The sequence below is a fragment of the Candidatus Collinsella stercoripullorum genome (assembly GCF_027669965.1).
GTDB classification, from domain to species: Bacteria; Actinomycetota; Coriobacteriia; order Coriobacteriales; family Coriobacteriaceae; genus Collinsella; species Collinsella stercoripullorum.
In genome coordinates this window covers 56,903-72,499 of sequence record NZ_JAQECM010000002.1, presented here as the reverse complement: position 1 = coordinate 72,499, position 15,597 = coordinate 56,903, and the positions used below count along the sequence as shown (strand labels likewise).

Below are 15,597 nucleotides of genomic sequence, written 5' to 3'. Positions count from 1 at the left end.
TCGTCGTTGTGCAACGTCTTCCGAATACGTCAAGATGACATTGATATTTCAATGTCATCTTGACGGAGGCACGTAATGAAAAATCACTCTGAGCTTCGACTTCTCGAGGGGTCGGTTCAACCCTCAGCATGCTCGACCGGCACAGCCAAGTCGGAGCTTCTGTCCATCTTGGATATCGTCCGAACCCTTACCGACGAAGGCCACGGCCTCACCGCCCGAGAGATCGCCGAGATAATCGGGCTTAGGACGGGCAAAGCCCCGACAGAGGGCAAAGTCCTGTCAGACCTGAACGAGATCGCCCGGAACAGGCCGCTGGGAATCGAGGTCAGCGTGCCCGCAAGGGGGAAGAACGATGGCTTCAGGTGCACCAGCTCGGCCCTCAGCACCTCACAAGTGAGGCTCCTCGTAAACATGGTGCGCACATGCAAGTTCATCACCGCCGGGGACCGGCTAGCGCTATGCAACTCGCTATACGAACTCGTCTCCATCAACGAGCAGGACTCCATCGTCGACGACGTGTGCATCGACCGCAGGGAGACGTCCGACGAGACCGAGGTGTTCCACGCGGCGGACGTCGCCTCCAAGGCCATGAGGGAGAAGCGGCGCATCCGGTTCTCCTACGTTGCGCAGGGCCTCGACGGCAGAAGCCGTCTCATGACCGCTCCGGACGGGACGAAGGTGTTCGAGGAGACCCCCATCAGGCTCATATTCAGCTTCGGAAACTACTATCTTGAGACTTGGGGCGAACACGAGCAGGGCAAATGGGCCAAACTCAACAGAAGGCTCGACAAGATGCGCGACCCATCGGTCTCAAGCAAAAGGGCTCAGGATACCCGAACGGTCAGGAAGTTGCGAAGGACCGTCGAAGAGCGAACAAGCCAGGTTTTCGATATGTGGGGTGACGGGACCCCGAGGGTCCTCTTCCTCAGAGTCCACGAGAGGGCCGCCGGGTACTTTCGCGACAGGTTCGGGGCGAGCGCCCACATTAGCCATATTGCCGAGGACGGGTCCAGCGGCTGTGCCTGCGTCGTAGTGCAGCTCTCGCCGACATTCTACCGTTGGCTCTTCGGGATGCGCACGGCCATCGCACTCGAGCAGCCGAAGTCCATCGACTGGCTCGAACCGTACTGGGACGACATGACCGGCTGCTTCAAGGGGTACGATTTACTATTAGAGGATTACCGCGCCGCAAGAGCCGGGTACAGGAAGATGCTGACCGAGGCGCTCGAATCCCTCGACGGCTGGCAAGGAGACGGCGATGCAACGGACCAAGAGCGCGAGAAACCTGATCAATGACGAGATAGCCATCATGCGCGACCTCCTCGCAGGGTATCTAGACCTGCTCATACGCGACAGCCCAAATGGCCGGCAATGGAAGACGCGCTTCTCCTCTCTCGCGGAAAGGAAAGCCGGCGGAAAGCACGGCAGCACATATCTCAAAGCAAAGAGGGCGCTCGACGAGGACTTTGACGGCTTCTCGACGAATAATATGGACGTCACGCTGCTGTGCGCACTGCTAATTGAGGATATGGACCCGAAAAACGATCCATGGCTGGCAGGCGTAAAAATACACCAGAAGATTCGCTCTTGGGTCTTCACCTTGCGGGATGACAGGAATAACTTCCACTCCCATGAGGACGCGCCCGATGACTGGCGCTCATGGAAGAGAGCCATAGTGTGCCTCTGCGACATGGAGCGGTTCCTCGACAAGGTGGAGGAAGTCCACGGCGCATGCAACGAATACCAAGCCTATGTCAGGTCCGGACGTCAGGCACTCGAAAACGAGGAGTCGATCTTCCAACGCGTGTATGACGAGGAGCGTCTGCCATCCGTGCAGGACATCGAGATTGAGCAGATAGCAGATAAAATAATGGGAGCTCCCGATAGGCTCCATGCATATGTCCGCGAAGAAGAAAGACTCTTGGGCAACGATCCTTATCTATTTGAGAAAAGCCATAAGCTTTTCCGTGCGCTCGCAGACAGGGGGTTCCCGCCCGCAAAGGAAGACCTTGGCAGTGCCTATTTCAACGGGTTGTTCCAAGACGGCAGGCATTTGCCACCTGATTACGGGTCCGCAGCCTCCCTTTTTCTGTCGGTAGGAATCGAATCGCTGCAATTCCATCACCTCCGAGAACTCGCGTGCATAATGGCCGACCCGGCAAAGCGCCCAATAGGGTACGACGGCAAGCGATGCCGGAAGCTATACAGCGATTGCACCGAGGTGGCGAACCGCAAGGGGTGGACGATACACGGCTGGCCCGAGCTCAAGGACTGCGACAGCTCCGATGCATACTGATGTAATCGGCCTCTAGCTCGGTAAATCGTGCTCTCGTATGCGCTCACCCGCCCGCCGATTACACGGTCAAGATCTCTCGGCCTCCTCGTTGCGACCCCGCTGACCTGCACCTCGAACCCAGCTCGCCGGGTTGCGCCGCCCGCTCTTCTGTCGAAACGTAGTGGAGCCTTATCCTGCTCCCCTCCGCCCATCTAAGGCGGAGGGGCAGTCTAGTATTTGCCTCTATTTCGCACCTCAAGCGAGTGCCATCAACTGCATCGCAAATCCAACGGAACCACTCACTTTTGCGAGTCCTTGGTCTCAAGAGAAAGGATCGCCTTGTCGAACGCATCCCTCTCAAGCTCGATTGCCTCAATTAGCTGTTTTATCGAGTCTTTAACAATCTCGGTAAAGCTTTGGGCGTCAAATGTCTCATCTTCGCACGTAACGCTTATTGCGCTAATATCCAGCGAGTCTCGGTAAAGAACTGCCGTATCGACCAACTCTCCAATGTTGGGATTATCGGTAGCTAACGCAACCTCAACCTTGGGCATGAGCGTCACTTTCACTTCGCTACTCGCCATATTTCAAAAGCCTCCTCTTCACGGCCTCCTTGCCCCCATCAAGAATCAATGAGGCGTCCTCGAGCGTATCGTCGTACTCCAAGGCACCATACTTATAGGTAAAGCTTCCATTCTTATCCTGTGATGCAATGATGACATTGTCCGCATCAGCATTGATAACGATATTCGCGTCATGCGTCACGACAATCACCTGTCGCATGTGCTTCATTTTCATAAACCAGCGCTTGATGTCGCTATATATGGTTTGATTGTCAACATTATCTTCAGGTTGATCGATAAGCAGGGGCTTCTTTGTCTCTTGATGGACAATGTATTCAAGAAGGATATTGGTCTGCGTTCCGGGCGAAAGGGTGGAGATGTCATCGTATCCGCCGTCGTCGCGCAAATAGCTTATCGACAGACGTTCCTCATACCTCAGATCATATTTTGACAACGCATCAAAGAGAGTCTCAGCGCTATACCCTTGTTTGTAGCAGTCCTCATCGAAGCAAAAGGCTTGAATGTATGCCCATAAGTTGCTGTGCTCACATGCGCCCAATCCCCTAGAGGATATTTGCTCAGAAAAGAGCCTCGCCATGTAGTCCAGAGGATGCTCAACATCGAGCTCTCGTTTGAACAGGAAGGCTCTTTCCCGCTCTCCCCGTGCATGGCACGAGTTCTCGTAGTGAGTTTGGAATCCATCGCACGCCCTCACAAAGACGTTGACTAGCGACACTCGCCTACGATAGCCAATCCCCTTCTCCTCGAATATGGTCCGGAAGAGCGTCTTCGCTTCTGAACGGTCCTTCTGAGCCTTACTTATGCTTGCTTTTTTCGCCTTGAAGGTGTCGATAATGGCATTGAAGAAAAAGTCGCTCTCAAGGTATTGCATCCGTTTGGCATACGCTCGCTCGCAAATGACGCGATACAGGTTGTTTGCCGCTTCCTCAACAGCTTTATCCTCGCGGAGGAAAGGAGGGATTTTCGGCTTTATCGCCTTGGCAAGAGCGGCGAGACTCTCCTCGTAGGAAAACGACGCCAGCTTAGCGTCTGGCTTTTTTCGATCTTTATCACGAATAGCGATACTGAGAGTGTCTTTATTATCGACGATGTACTTTTCAACAAACCCTTCCAAATTGTCGTGATCTTGGCTCTGGAAAGACTCTAAATTCGACTCGAAGCTCTCTTCGTTACTACGCTTGATTGCGGAGGTCTCAAGCGGCTCAATGCGCTCAAATGCGGAAGAAAAGTAGCTCTCAAGCTCTTTATTGAAATCGTCACCCTGTTTCTCGAACAGCTTCGAAATGTAGCTCTGATTGTAGTAGTCAAAATGGAACTGCCCGGCGCTAATTGGAACCCCACTCATACTTGAAAGGGATATCGGAAGCTTTCCGATGAAATCTGTTCTCTTCTTCTCAAGACGACCGCCGGGCAGTCCGAGGCCATTGGCCAACGAATCCAAGAGAACGGACTTTCCACTGCCCCTACCACCAATAATGGCATTCAGACGCGGCGAGAGTTTTATTTCTCGCCCACCGAAAAGAACTGTTCCGATGTAGCTGCCAAGCTCCGCACTGTCATTGCGATACTGCTCACGGGTAATTCTCGCCATCTCGCTTCCGGCCATTTTTAAGCCATTGAAGCTCGGCAGAGCGTTAAAATACTGACACGGCTTATCGAGATATTTTCTGAGCTTATCGAAGTCCTTTGAGTCAGAAAACGCGACTACTGAAATCCTCTCGCCGCAATCCATATCGCGTAAAAACTGAGTTGCATGGTGAATCTGGCTAGTCCCGCTAGCCTCCCAGAAACAGAAGAACTGGTCAAGATACTTTTTCATAGTGCCCGCACGTTCTGCGTCCTCCATACAATGCCAGTCGGCGTCGATGTCTCTGTTCTGCTGCTTCATCGCGTGCGGACTAAGGATGAACTGCACTTTCAGGGTCGCCAGCCTATCGAGCAAGTCGTGAATGTAAATCGGATGCTGGCCATCCTGTACCCCAATGTTTTCCGAAATCATGAACCGGTTAACCTCTCGAGCTATCATCTCGAGTCGGTCTAGATTGTCGACGGCGTCGAAATAGACAACTATGTGCTTACTATCCTTCTTCTCGCCGTTAGGAACCAGGGACGTGTCGATCTCGATGCCCGGAAGCAGGATAAATCTACTTTTCCTATTAATAAACTCCTTATACAAATCGAAGCATATTAGATTGTGGTCGGTAAAGGAAATCATCTCGAGGTCCCTGTAGTCCTCGAGAACCGCTAGGATCGCCGTTACGTACTCGAGAATACTTAGCTTCTTCAGCTCTTTGTCTGCCGAAAAGCACTGATTGGAGTGGATATGGAGCTCCCAAATCTTACCCCGTGTGCAGATACGCTCATCCTCTCTTGGCATAGTGCAAAGCTCCTAAATATCTACGGCTCGGTATCTAATCCTGCCTTACGAAAAAATCAGTCTCGAATACTCACTCTAAATACAATTCGACCACTCTATAAACAGCACTCCTTCTGAAAGCCCCATTGCTATCTCCCGCAAACTTAGAATTACTATCTCTTAAACTATCTCAATCGATAATCGAGGGTAAGATACGAATCATCCGAACGGTACAAGGGTGCACCCACGCGCTCTTAGATGATATTGAGATGCATCATAACGATGCGCAGCCAGAGTAGATATCCCCAGCCGGGGAATTGCGTAAGTGACGGGAATATAGCGGTTGCTTCAGCTCATCGTTGTCGTCCCGACTAAAGGCAACTACGCCCTGCGGCCGAGTTCGAATCAGGGCGCATTCCAAAGTCGAGTGGCGAATAGTTTTCCAAGGAACCCCAATTGAACAGGCCGTCCTGTGGAGGGTTGCCATCCTGGCGACACCCATAGCACGTAAGAATAGGCAAATATAGAGCGCCGAACATAACGAATGCCGCACCGGTCAAGCTCGGACGCTTCACCTCCACGCTGCGTCACGACGTGCCAGGTGGGAGAGCGACGCCGCGAGGAGGAGCCCCGCCGCCGCCAGCCAGGCGGTCGAGAGGCCGAGCGACGCGGGGACTCCCCACCGGGCAACGTCGATCCACGGCACCGTCGCCGCGTCACCCGTTCCGACCAGTGCGCTCATGGTAGCAGCGGAGACGCCGTTGAGGTCGGCCTGGAAGAAGACGCCCCCGAGGTTCATGTTAAGGAAGCTACTCGCGATGAAGAGGGCGAGGACCGCGAGCGTCGCGACGAGGGGGCTCCTCGCGACGAGCGAGACTGAGCACGAGAGGGCACAACAGAAGAGCACCGAGAGCGCGACGCTGGCAACGGCGAATGCCGACGCGTTGCCCGCCGACCCGAACGCGAGGGAGAGCAGGGGGTACATCGCCGCCGCGGCGATGACGGAGAACAGCGAGAGGAGCGCGAGCCGCGCCAGGACGGCATGGCGAGGGGACACACCCGCCTGGGCGTAGAAGCGCCACGTCCCGTCGAAGTCGCGGGCGAAGGCGTAGCAATAGATGGTTCCGAGCACGATGAAGCCGAACTGCGAGAGCACCGAGTGGTAGACGAGTGCCACCGCGCCCGGCAGCGCGAGCCCGCCCTGTGCCGCGTACGGGGCAGAGAGCATCGCGCACATCGCGAGGAGGGTGCCGAGAGCGAGCACAAGGGCGAGCGCCGTGCGGCCGCGCAACATCCTCCGCAGTTCGAACAGCAGTATCGCCCTCATAGGGCATCGCCACCCCTCATCTCCATCCGCGCCGTCATGAACGCGCGGAGCGCCTCCACCGTCCTCTCGCCCGGGTACTCGACGAGGGCCCTCTCCTCCGCGTCTAGGAACAGAATGCGGTCGCCGAGGGCGAGGACGTCCTCGAGGTTGTGCGAGGTCGCGAGGACGGTCGTCCCCTCGAGGGCGAGCACGGCGTCGATGCACGCCTGGCGGCTTCGGTAGTCGAGGCCGCTGAACGCCTCGTCGAGTATGAGGACGTCCCGCCCCGTGGAGAGGCAGACGCCGATCTCGAGCAGGCGGCGCTGACCCGTGCTGAGCCTCGAGACGCGCGTCCCCGAGAGGCCCTCCACGACGTCCGCAATCATGCGCGAGCGGGAGCGGAGCCGCGCCATGCCGGCCTCGCCGACAAGGTCGACGATGTCACCGACCAGCACCTCGCCGGGAATCTTCGAGCGGTCCGAGACGGTGCAGCAGCGCCCGGGCAGGTCGCCCGGGACCGCACCGGAGAGAGGCGGCATCTCGCCCGCAAGCGTGCGGTACACCGTCGACTTGCCGCAACCGTTGTCCCCGACGATGCTCGTGACCCGTCCCTCGTCGATGCGCAGGTCGCACTCACGGACCAGCGGGCTTTCCAAGTCGTAGCCCACGGAGAAGTGAATCACCATGTCAGCTCCTTTCCGTCATTAGAAAATCGACCCGGTATAGCTAGACCGTTATGCCTGCAGCCGCAGGCATGGATCAGGCGCGGATTGCGAATCCATCACCCGCCCTACGCCCTCTTCTGAATCGCGACGAAGGCGAAGGCGAGCTCGGCCGCGGCGGTGACCGCCGCGAAGAGCGCCTGCGCGGGGAGCTGCGAGGCGGTCCCTATGCCGCAGGCGACCGCCAGGGCTCCCATGTGCGTCGGGACGGGCGCCCCCGACATCTGGGAGACGAGGCCGGCTACCGCGAGGACGATCACCGCCGTCGCGGCGAAGGGCCCGACGCCGAGCAGGGCGAACGCGGCCACGGAGAGACACGCGAGGCTCGCCGCGACGAGCGCCGCGACCGCGAGGCGCGGGAGGAGCTCCTTCGCGACGGCCGCCGGCGCCGCGCCGGACGCCGCCCCGAGCGCGCACGCGGCGACAAGGCTCATGGCGGCGAAGGGCACGGCGACGCTCGCGGAGACGATCGCGGCGCTGCGGGCGAGCCATGCCCCACGCCGCGCCCCACGGGCGAACGATACGGTTGCGGCTCCACTCGAGAACCCCTCGCGCAGCACGAGATAGGCGACCGCAACTGCCGCGACGGGGAGCACGGCCGCGTGCGCGAGCGCAGCGACGGCAATCGCCTCCGCTGCGCCGCAACCGGACACCCCTGCGGCGTAAGCGGGGTCGGGCAGGAAGCCGAGCACCTCGCCGGATGCGGTGAAGCCCGCGGCCCAGGCGCCCGCGCCGGCGAACAGGTAGAGCGCCGCCACGGCGGAGACCCAGGCGACCACGGCAAGCGGTGCCCCGCTCGCGAGCGCCACACGCGCCTGGGCGGTCAGAGGTTTAGTTCGCATCATGTCAGACCTCCTTGAGATGAGATGCCACCGCTGCGGCAGCGACGCCGCCGACGAGCATCGCGGCGCAGATGCCGAGGGCGAGTGCCGTCTGCGCGGTATCGAGGCAGAGCGCTGCAGCGTTCAGCAGGTAGAAGACAGGGTGGAGCGCCCAGGGCAGGACCGGTGCCACCGCTCCCGCCGAAGCCGCCGCCCCGTAGGCGCTCGGATAGCCGAGCAGGACCAGCGCAGCGAGGGCGAGCTGCGCCACGACGGTGATAAACGAACCGCGGGACATGGCATAAAGCGCGGCAGACCACGAGGCGAGCGCACAGAGGCCGAGCGCGTTGACAGCGCCCGCGCCGGCGAATGCCGAAAACTCACTGGGACCGATGGCGGCACCGTACTGAGTGGCCTTGAAGACGAGCGCCGCCACGCACGACGCGGCATAGAGCACCGCCATCGCGCAGCACGCGACGAGTATGCGCGCTGCCCCCGACTCCGCGAGCGAAGCGCCCCGCGCCCGCGAGACGCGCGCGGCGCCGCACGAGAAGTCGACGGAGAACGTCGCGAGCCCGAAGGCGATCGCCACGGGAATCCACAGCACGGTGTAGACGAGCGACGTGCGCACCGCCGAGAGACCGGGCGCCGAGGGGTCGACGACGTTGCCGATGAAGCCGATCGCCCCGCCGATCCGCGAGGGATCGGACCCTGCCGTCATGAGAAGCGGCCCACCCGGGAACTCGGCGGGGGAGGTCATGGTCAGGGCGGCGAGCAGTGCGGCGCAGGCGGTGAGCGCGGGGAGGGCCCGCGAGGAGAGGAGCTTGCGCGCCTCAACGCTGACCGCCCGCGTGAAGGCGATCATCGGTCGCCCCCGCGCACGAGTCTCCCGTAGAGCGCCTCGAGCGAGGCGGCACCCGCCGCGTCGCGCGCCGGGACTGTCCCTACGAGATGCCCCTGCGACACCACGACGTAGTCGGTCGCCACCTCGGCGAGCTCGGGCAGGATGTGGCTCGAGACGAGGAAGGTCGTCCCCCGCTCCCGGTTCACCCGGCGGATGAGCTCGCGCACCTCTATGATCCCGGTCGGGTCGAGGCCATTCACCGGCTCATCCATGATGACGAGCTCGGGATCGCCCAGCAGCGCGACGGCGAGGTCGAGGCGGCGGCGCATGCCCATCGAGAAAGCGCGGACGCGCTTCTTCCCGGCGGTCTCGAGCCCGACTGCCTCGAGCAGCCCGTCTACCCCGGAGGCGGGGACGCCCCACTCGAGGCAGCGGACCTCAAGGTTCGCCCGCGCGGAGAGATCCGGGTAGGCCGAGCTCGCGTCGGGCATGTAGCCCATGCGTCTCCGGGCGGCGGCGAGCCCGCGTCCGCCGCGCGCGCCGAACAGCTCGACCGAGCCCGAGCTGGGGCTGGTGGTGCCCGTGATGATGCGGATGAGTGTGGACTTCCCGGCGCCGTTCTCGCCGATGAGCCCGTAGATGCGACCCGCCTCGAGGGCGAGGTCGATGGGGCCGAGGACGGTCCTCCCGCGGTAGGCCTTCGCGACCCCGCGGAGGCGGAGGGGCGTAGCTGTGGTCATGGCGTTCCCTTCTCTTCGGATGGTTTTTGGTATGCGTCAGGAACCCCCGTGCGAAACGGAGGGCGGGCCTTCGTCGGTTGTAGGTTTCGGGTTTGGGTGCGTAGCGTCAGCTCATATGACGGAACGTGCGGTATTCCCTATCGGTGCGCGGCTAAGGCACGGCGGGTGCCTCCGGAGCTTCGGGGGCCGAGACATCAATCTCGCCAACCTCGGCAAGCTGCTCGATGAGTGGAAGCCCTGTCGGGTCGTCCACTTCAACACCACCCAGAATGACGGTGTCATCGCGCAGGTCGATCTGTGTGTTGAACACGGCGAGGTCAAAGCCGGAGGCCACAAATCCGATAGCAGCCAGGACGATCCCTGCGGCAACAAGCCCACTCGCTACGGCAAGGTAAATCTTTTTTACGCTGGACATGATTGGCACTCCTTCCTATACCGCGAGCGGCGCCGCTTCAGCGCCCCTGCTGCTCTTATTGCCTCGATCTTTCCAGAAGGGCGAAACGGCTTTCTTCGCCCAAAGGGCCGAGAGGCGCGCGATTTGCTTGGAGGCCGCCCAGGCGCCAGCGCCTGCAAGAAGTGCCAAACCGAGGAGTGCAAGGCCCGCTCCGACCGATGCGAAGACATAGGGAGCATGTCCGATGACTACCCCGCTCACCGCAAACAAGAGCTCCACCACGCCTGCGCCCGCGAGAGCCATGGCCACGATCCACACGCAAAGCGCGAGAATCCAGATGCAGATGTAGACCACAACAGCAACGGCGACGAACGCGAGCAGCAGTGGAATCCATACCGGGGAGCCCACGATGGCGAGCGCCCATAGAAGCGCCGTGCTCATGCGCTTGGTCCTCGCGATCGCGCGTGGCACGGCGGGCAGTTCGTCGAGCGTTGCCTCGGCGACCTCACCGGGTGTGCCCATGGCGGCCACCGCCTCGGCCTCCGTCATGCCGTCCTCCATACGGTCGGCGATGGCCTCCGCGTAGAACGCCTTGGTTTCCTCGACCTGCTCGGCCGGCAGGCAGGCCAGAAGCTCGCCCAGCCGGTTCAGAAACTCATCGCGCGTCATGGTGTGCCTCCTCAACATATGCGTAGATCTCCTGCACGGACGGCCACTCTGCCAGGAACTCCTCGATGCGCTCGCGCCCGGCGTCCGTGATGCGGTAGTACCGGCGCACCCGCCCGTTGTGCCCGGCAGAGCGCGCCGTGATGCAGCCCGCCTTCTCCAGGCGCTTGAGCAGCGGGTAGAGCGTGGACTCCGTGAGCCCCATACTCACAGGAACGTCCTTCACGATCTGGTAACCGTAGGACTCCTCGCCCGAGATGGCCGCGAGCACGCAGGCCTCCAGGAAGCCGCGCTTCATCTGGGCCTCCATCCGCACACCTCCCCTCGTCGTATACTATGCTACGCACACTATACGACGCAAGGTATCAGGCGTCAACATCTATCGAGAAGATTCTCCTGTCATAGGCGCTCGCAACACCTTCCTCATGGCAGCCTCCGTCACCATCGTGGCAGGCTGAGAAAGTGTCCGATCGCGCCTTTGAGCTCTAGTTCTTTCGTCCCAATCCTTCGCCGAGCTTCGTGCCTCATATGCAGAGAACTCAGATCACATAGGCTACGTCAGCCGGTACTCCATAGGAACGACCCTATACTCACCTTGGTCGATCGGTGCGCCAGCCTCGACGAAGCCGCACTTCTCCCAGAACCGGCGGGACTGCTCGTTCCCCTCGACGTAGGCGAGGCGCACGCGAGAAACGCTCTCGCCGCGGAGGCGGTCCCGAAGCCGCGTTATGAGCGAGCTCCCGACACCCGCCCCCTGTCGAGAGACACAGACCATGAAGAATCCGATGAAGACGCTCCTCTCAGCCGGATATCCCCGGACGAGGTCGAGCACGGCGATAAGATCCCCGCCGGCATCGAAGAATCCGAGATAAGACTTTTGATTCGGGAGGCATCCTGGGGGCAGTTCGGTCATTTCGGCAGCAAGCGCGTCCATCGTCGGCTCCTCGTCGAGGAATGCATAGTATTGCGGATTGCCGAGACAGAGGGAAAGCAGTGCGGGAAGGTCGGAATGGGAAAGTTTCCTGACCGACATGACTGCACTGCTGAGCGCGTCGCCGTTCATCATATCACCCGCCGGTCGTTCTTCTAGTCACCGCATGGCATCCAGCATCAATTAAGGCCCCATAAACAACTAGAGCCAGTCCCCGAGAGGACCGGCCCTTACAAAACCTCGAAGGTTTTTGCATCTGTGTACATCATGGCATCAGCCTCGTGCCACGTCAAGAACCCTTGCAAGAAACGCAAGATGAGACACGAGAGGGTTCTGCGTCCCATAGCGCGCAATCGCGTCGTCCATCAGGGGGCGGAGGCCAGCGACCGCGTCAAGCGCCGCCGGGGAGGCATGCTCGCCCGCAAGCATGTCATGCAGTGCCACGGTGGTCACGAGCTGTTGCGTGCGACGGTTGCGCAATCTGGCTCGGCGGCCCTTGCTGTTGCGGATGCCGTGGACGTTCAGCCACTCGAGCGCGACCCCCGAGGTTGCGTGCCTCGTCTCGCGCTCGGGCACGAAGCCGTTGCACAGGCAGCCCGCATGGCTCGCGCAGTTGCGAACGGCCTTCACATCCTTAAGAGCGTAGTGAATCTCCCGCCTTCCCGTCTCGTCCCAGCGCTCAACGCAAAAGAGGTAAAAGGCGAGCAACGTCCCGAACGGTACCACTTCCAGCAGCACCCATACGGGCATGGCACCCCGGTAGTGGCCGATCAACGACCCCGCGTACTCGTCCGCCTGGGAACGCGATACGAGATCGCGTCTCAGCCTCTCGCGGAAGCCGCGCGGTAGGGAGGACACGAAGTCGGCGACAATCCCATAGCCATCCTCCCCGCGCTCAGCGGCATCGGACACGAGCCATGCCCTGACCGCGCGCTCGACATCCTTCGCCATGAGGCGAAACGTCTCGCGGAGAACGTCGTCAAGAGAGCTCACGTCCAAGAGGTCCCCGAAGTCGAGGCTCACGAACTTCCCAGCGTCGGGACCGTCCTCATGGCGCTGGAAAAGCACCCGGTAGGCAGAGAGATGCAGGTAGGTCTCGGCGCTCGCAAGAATCTTGAGCGCGCGCTCCTCTGCGCAGCGCTCAAACGTGACGCCCTTGCCCTTGAGCAGATCGATCTGCTGCTCAGGAGTTGTTATGGGCTTGAGGGATAGCGCGTCATGAACGCCGTCATCCATGCCCCAAGCTGTGAGTTTCCTAACATCATCCATCATGCAAGCAATTCTACCCTACGACCAGAAACTGAAGACAGCTTAGGAAAAGCAGTGCGGTCCGAGTTTGCGGGCTTTCACTTCTCTTACTGTATGGGCAATTGCATGCGGCAAATCAGGAAACAATGATGATTCGTCGATTCCAATCGCTTCGAGCTGACGCAGAATATCTTCTTTGTATTGATGGGGAACTATAAGGGAGAACGTACCCTGCTTCTCTAAACGCCCATACAGATCACTGGTGGGACCAAAAAAGTAGTACTGCTTGTTAGGGTCAACGTGACTTATCGCCGGCTCAACGCGCAGCAAATCCATTCCGCAGACAATAAACGCCCCGCGTTGAGCGCCTATTCGAGGGTTGGTCCATTCTGGCAAGACAAACTGGTACGGAATTGTTAGATGTACCAAAAGTCGCTTCACCGTATCAGGCATTATGTGATGCGGAGTAACCGAATACTTTGCTTTCACCTGATCTAATACAGCATCGAGGTCACACTTTACAGCACAGAAATCAAAGCAATAATCTATAACCATGCTTATGAAGGGGTCGGAGCCCCATGACGTGGGCATTTTGGGAAAAACAAATACTCGGCCATCCGCATCTTTAGGTCCGCCGCATGCAAAAAACAACCCCACTAACGGGTTGGTCGTCACGTCAAGCAACCTTGTAGGCATCCCATAATGCTGGAGCAAAGCCAGTTGCTGCAATCTGCTACCCGTAAAATCATCCGGACGATACCGCCTAATTGAGGTAAGCAATACGTTCTCGCTATCGAGAAGCCCCTCACGAAACAAACTTGGAGACAATTCCCACTTGCTATCCGGTTGGCCTCTATAAAAAGTGACTCCGTTCACCCCATTGATCAGGAAGTCCCGATTTGACGCGTTGTCTACGATAGCCAGGTAGTCACTAACGCTACTAATCCTACGAGAATCCTGATCACGTGCTTCCAATTTAAGAGACTCCATTCTTGTTAGCAGCTTTAGGAACAGCCAAGATACTATCCCGTTGGACTCTACAAGAATAGGCTATTACCTGCGTATATCATGAGCATCCATGGATTATTGGTGTAGATAAATCATATCCTCGAAGCTATGTAACTCAAGTCCGTGCATAACTTGACATTCCATATCGTCCGGTAAATCCCACCGAATTTGGACAGCTGTTTGGACACCATTTGGACAGATACAAAAACAGCTCAGAGCGAATATGCTCTGAGCTGCGAAAGTTTGGTGGGCGTTACAAGATTTGAACTTGTGACCTCTTCCGTGTCAGGGAAAGAAATACAACTCCACAGTATAATCTAGCTGGCCTTTTGTTGATAGCTCAACTTGAAAAAACGTTGATATACGCTAGCAAACGCTGACACTTAGCCATGCTTAGCCATACGTTCGTTATGCACAGAAGCGACATCTTTATGCGCTACCTACTGATGCCATGCTCGCATAAACATGTTTGAGAACCAGCAGGTAGACAAGCCGCTGTAATGCTGTTTGACGGCTGAAATCGCATGACCCCTAACCAGAGTGCTTGAACCCGACTCTTCAAGACATGAAAAAAGCTGGGCACCCCGAAGGATGCCCCGCGATGGCCCTAGTATTTGAGCTTCTGGCCCGGGTAGATGGTGTAGGGCGAGCTGATGCCGTTCTTGCTCGCGATGTCCTTCCAGTTGACGCCGAGCTTCGCGCCGATGCCGCTGAGCGTGTCACCGCTCTTCACGGTATATGTCTTTCCCGTCCCGTTGATGATGTCCATCGCCTCCTGGTACTTGCCGTCGCACGCCTCGATAACGGTCTTCCGCACAGGGTTGTTGCCGTACTTCCCGGCCTTGATCCACTCTGCAAGCGTCTCGGCTGATGCGTTGTGGGTGTCGTTGATGAAGCCCTGCACTTCATCGTAGCGACTGCCGCAGTAGTCCCTACGGGCATCGCCGTTGATGTTGTTGGAAACGACGTGGTAAGCGAGGTCGAGCGTGGAGCCGGAAGGGGCTACGCCCTCAGAGCCAGCATCGGGAGCAGGGTCGGAGCCGCCGCCGTCTGAGGCGCTGTTCCCGCCACCGGGAGCAGCAGCCCCTTTGGGGTTTGCGAACTTAGCCCACGCCTCGCGCGTCATGTACGCGATGTCGAGGTCGAGGTTGCCGCCGTAGCCGTCGAGCCGCCCCGTGGACGTGTACTGGTGGATGGCGCAGCTGCCCCACGCGCCGAAGCCGCCGCCGGGCAGCCACGGGTCGACCTGGTACCCGGTCGGATTGTTGTTGGCGTACTGCGCGACCCACAAGGCGTGGTTGGGCGCGATCTGCGACCAGTCCTCCTCGTTGCACACGCTACGGCTCATGTAGACGATGCAGCGCACGCCAGTCAGCTCGTAGATGCGGTCGAGGAACCTCTTCGCCCCGGCGGTTCCGATCCTGCCGTACATCTCGTAGTCCAAGACCGGGATGCCCTCGCCGAAGTAGTTCTCGCAGTGCTTGAAGAAGTAGTCCGCCTGCGCCACGGGGTCTTCGCCGTTCATGAAGTGGTAGAAGCCCCAGAGCTTCCCGAGCCTCTTGCACGTTTGGATGTACGGGTCGCACGTGCTGTGGACGATGCTCGTGCCCTCGGTCGCCTTGCAGATCATAAAGTCGAAGGGTACCTTCGTGAGGTCGATGCCCCTCTGGTAGTCGCTGATGTCGATGCCGTTTAGCGCCAT

General features: G+C 59.2%; 16 protein-coding genes. 2 read left to right on the top strand and 14 right to left on the bottom strand.

Translation table 11 applies throughout. The features are described 5' to 3' along the window. Positions 1 to 75: 75 nt before the first annotated feature. Together PHA29_RS01015 and PHA29_RS01010 are read left to right on the top strand one after the other, a co-directional pair. Entirely contained in the window at positions 76 to 1,296 is a 1,221-nt protein-coding gene (locus PHA29_RS01015; protein WP_270847575.1) for a WYL domain-containing protein, read from the top strand. Next, positions 1,259 to 2,296: a hypothetical protein gene (locus PHA29_RS01010; protein ID WP_270847574.1), complete on the top strand. Its 1,038-nt coding sequence runs from the start codon at positions 1,259 to 1,261 to the stop codon at positions 2,294 to 2,296. The genes PHA29_RS01015 and PHA29_RS01010 overlap by 38 nt, the downstream gene beginning before the upstream one ends. A gap of 278 nt (positions 2,297 to 2,574) precedes the next feature. Here PHA29_RS01010 and PHA29_RS01005 read toward each other — a convergent pair whose 3' ends face one another. From PHA29_RS01005 to PHA29_RS00940, 14 genes are all read right to left on the bottom strand, one after another. Further along, the gene (locus PHA29_RS01005) at positions 2,575 to 2,859 is read right to left on the bottom strand and encodes a hypothetical protein (protein WP_270847573.1); all 285 of its coding nucleotides are present in this window, start codon (positions 2,857 to 2,859) and stop codon (positions 2,575 to 2,577) included. Further along, positions 2,849 to 5,236 (bottom strand): AAA family ATPase, encoded by a 2,388-nt coding sequence (locus PHA29_RS01000; RefSeq protein WP_270847572.1) that lies wholly within the window; start codon positions 5,234 to 5,236, stop codon positions 2,849 to 2,851. Before PHA29_RS01000 ends, PHA29_RS01005 begins: the two co-directional genes overlap by 11 nt. Before the next feature lie 550 nt (positions 5,237 to 5,786). Beyond that, positions 5,787 to 6,542 carry a hypothetical protein gene (locus tag PHA29_RS00995; RefSeq protein WP_270847571.1) on the bottom strand — a complete coding sequence of 252 codons (756 nt, stop codon included), beginning with the start codon at positions 6,540 to 6,542 and terminating at the stop codon, positions 5,787 to 5,789. Beyond that, positions 6,539 to 7,207: an ATP-binding cassette domain-containing protein gene (locus tag PHA29_RS00990; protein WP_270847570.1), complete on the bottom strand. Its 669-nt coding sequence runs from the start codon at positions 7,205 to 7,207 to the stop codon at positions 6,539 to 6,541. Before PHA29_RS00990 ends, PHA29_RS00995 begins: the two co-directional genes overlap by 4 nt. Before the next feature lie 104 nt (positions 7,208 to 7,311). Then, complete coding sequence (locus PHA29_RS00985) at positions 7,312 to 8,088, bottom strand: hypothetical protein (protein WP_270847569.1); 777 nt, start codon at positions 8,086 to 8,088, stop codon at positions 7,312 to 7,314. A 1-nt stretch (position 8,089) separates the two neighbouring features. Further along, a complete protein-coding gene (locus PHA29_RS00980; RefSeq protein ID WP_270847568.1) occupies positions 8,090 to 8,929 on the bottom strand; it encodes a hypothetical protein in 840 nt (279 codons plus the stop codon). Further along, positions 8,926 to 9,648: an ABC transporter ATP-binding protein gene (locus PHA29_RS00975; RefSeq protein ID WP_270847567.1), complete on the bottom strand. Its 723-nt coding sequence runs from the start codon at positions 9,646 to 9,648 to the stop codon at positions 8,926 to 8,928. Before PHA29_RS00975 ends, PHA29_RS00980 begins: the two co-directional genes overlap by 4 nt. 151 nt (positions 9,649 to 9,799) lie before the next feature. Then, positions 9,800 to 10,063 carry a hypothetical protein gene (locus PHA29_RS00970; RefSeq protein WP_270847565.1) on the bottom strand — a complete coding sequence of 88 codons (264 nt, stop codon included), beginning with the start codon at positions 10,061 to 10,063 and terminating at the stop codon, positions 9,800 to 9,802. A 15-nt stretch (positions 10,064 to 10,078) separates the two neighbouring features. Then, positions 10,079 to 10,711, bottom strand: coding sequence for a DUF1700 domain-containing protein (locus PHA29_RS00965; protein WP_270847563.1), 633 nt, complete (start codon positions 10,709 to 10,711; stop codon positions 10,079 to 10,081). Then, on the bottom strand, positions 10,698 to 11,018 hold the full coding sequence (locus PHA29_RS00960) for a PadR family transcriptional regulator (RefSeq protein ID WP_270847561.1): 321 nt from the start codon (positions 11,016 to 11,018) through the stop codon (positions 10,698 to 10,700). Before PHA29_RS00960 ends, PHA29_RS00965 begins: the two co-directional genes overlap by 14 nt. A 243-nt stretch (positions 11,019 to 11,261) precedes the next feature. Next, the gene (locus tag PHA29_RS00955) at positions 11,262 to 11,774 is read right to left on the bottom strand and encodes a GNAT family N-acetyltransferase (RefSeq protein ID WP_270847560.1); all 513 of its coding nucleotides are present in this window, start codon (positions 11,772 to 11,774) and stop codon (positions 11,262 to 11,264) included. 138 nt (positions 11,775 to 11,912) lie between these two features. Further along, complete coding sequence (locus tag PHA29_RS00950) at positions 11,913 to 12,911, bottom strand: Abi family protein (RefSeq protein WP_270847558.1); 999 nt, start codon at positions 12,909 to 12,911, stop codon at positions 11,913 to 11,915. A gap of 39 nt (positions 12,912 to 12,950) precedes the next feature. Beyond that, the gene (locus PHA29_RS00945) at positions 12,951 to 13,862 is read right to left on the bottom strand and encodes an FRG domain-containing protein (RefSeq protein WP_270847556.1); all 912 of its coding nucleotides are present in this window, start codon (positions 13,860 to 13,862) and stop codon (positions 12,951 to 12,953) included. Positions 13,863 to 14,502: 640 nt separating this feature from the next. Next, positions 14,503 to 15,597 carry a LysM peptidoglycan-binding domain-containing protein gene (locus PHA29_RS00940; RefSeq protein ID WP_270847554.1) on the bottom strand — a complete coding sequence of 365 codons (1,095 nt, stop codon included), beginning with the start codon at positions 15,595 to 15,597 and terminating at the stop codon, positions 14,503 to 14,505.

What these genes read in the sequence shown, in the direction of transcription:
- PHA29_RS01000 (WP_270847572.1), bottom strand. Translation starts at nt 5,236, where the DNA reads ATGCCAAGAGAGGATGAGCGTATCTGCACACGGGGTAAGATTTGGGAG.
- PHA29_RS00980 (WP_270847568.1), bottom strand. Translation starts at nt 8,929, where the DNA reads ATGATCGCCTTCACGCGGGCGGTCAGCGTTGAGGCGCGCAAGCTCCTC.
- PHA29_RS01010 (WP_270847574.1), top strand. Translation starts at nt 1,259, where the DNA reads ATGCAACGGACCAAGAGCGCGAGAAACCTGATCAATGACGAGATAGCC.
- PHA29_RS00955 (WP_270847560.1), bottom strand. Translation starts at nt 11,774, where the DNA reads ATGATGAACGGCGACGCGCTCAGCAGTGCAGTCATGTCGGTCAGGAAA.
- PHA29_RS00985 (WP_270847569.1), bottom strand. Translation starts at nt 8,088, where the DNA reads ATGATGCGAACTAAACCTCTGACCGCCCAGGCGCGTGTGGCGCTCGCG.
- PHA29_RS00975 (WP_270847567.1), bottom strand. Translation starts at nt 9,648, where the DNA reads ATGACCACAGCTACGCCCCTCCGCCTCCGCGGGGTCGCGAAGGCCTAC.
- PHA29_RS00965 (WP_270847563.1), bottom strand. Translation starts at nt 10,711, where the DNA reads ATGACGCGCGATGAGTTTCTGAACCGGCTGGGCGAGCTTCTGGCCTGC.
- PHA29_RS00940 (WP_270847554.1), bottom strand. Translation starts at nt 15,597, where the DNA reads ATGGCGCTAAACGGCATCGACATCAGCGACTACCAGAGGGGCATCGAC.
- PHA29_RS00950 (WP_270847558.1), bottom strand. Translation starts at nt 12,911, where the DNA reads ATGATGGATGATGTTAGGAAACTCACAGCTTGGGGCATGGATGACGGC.
- PHA29_RS00970 (WP_270847565.1), bottom strand. Translation starts at nt 10,063, where the DNA reads ATGTCCAGCGTAAAAAAGATTTACCTTGCCGTAGCGAGTGGGCTTGTT.
- PHA29_RS00995 (WP_270847571.1), bottom strand. Translation starts at nt 6,542, where the DNA reads ATGAGGGCGATACTGCTGTTCGAACTGCGGAGGATGTTGCGCGGCCGC.
- PHA29_RS01015 (WP_270847575.1), top strand. Translation starts at nt 76, where the DNA reads ATGAAAAATCACTCTGAGCTTCGACTTCTCGAGGGGTCGGTTCAACCC.
- PHA29_RS00990 (WP_270847570.1), bottom strand. Translation starts at nt 7,207, where the DNA reads ATGGTGATTCACTTCTCCGTGGGCTACGACTTGGAAAGCCCGCTGGTC.
- PHA29_RS01005 (WP_270847573.1), bottom strand. Translation starts at nt 2,859, where the DNA reads ATGGCGAGTAGCGAAGTGAAAGTGACGCTCATGCCCAAGGTTGAGGTT.
- PHA29_RS00960 (WP_270847561.1), bottom strand. Translation starts at nt 11,018, where the DNA reads ATGGAGGCCCAGATGAAGCGCGGCTTCCTGGAGGCCTGCGTGCTCGCG.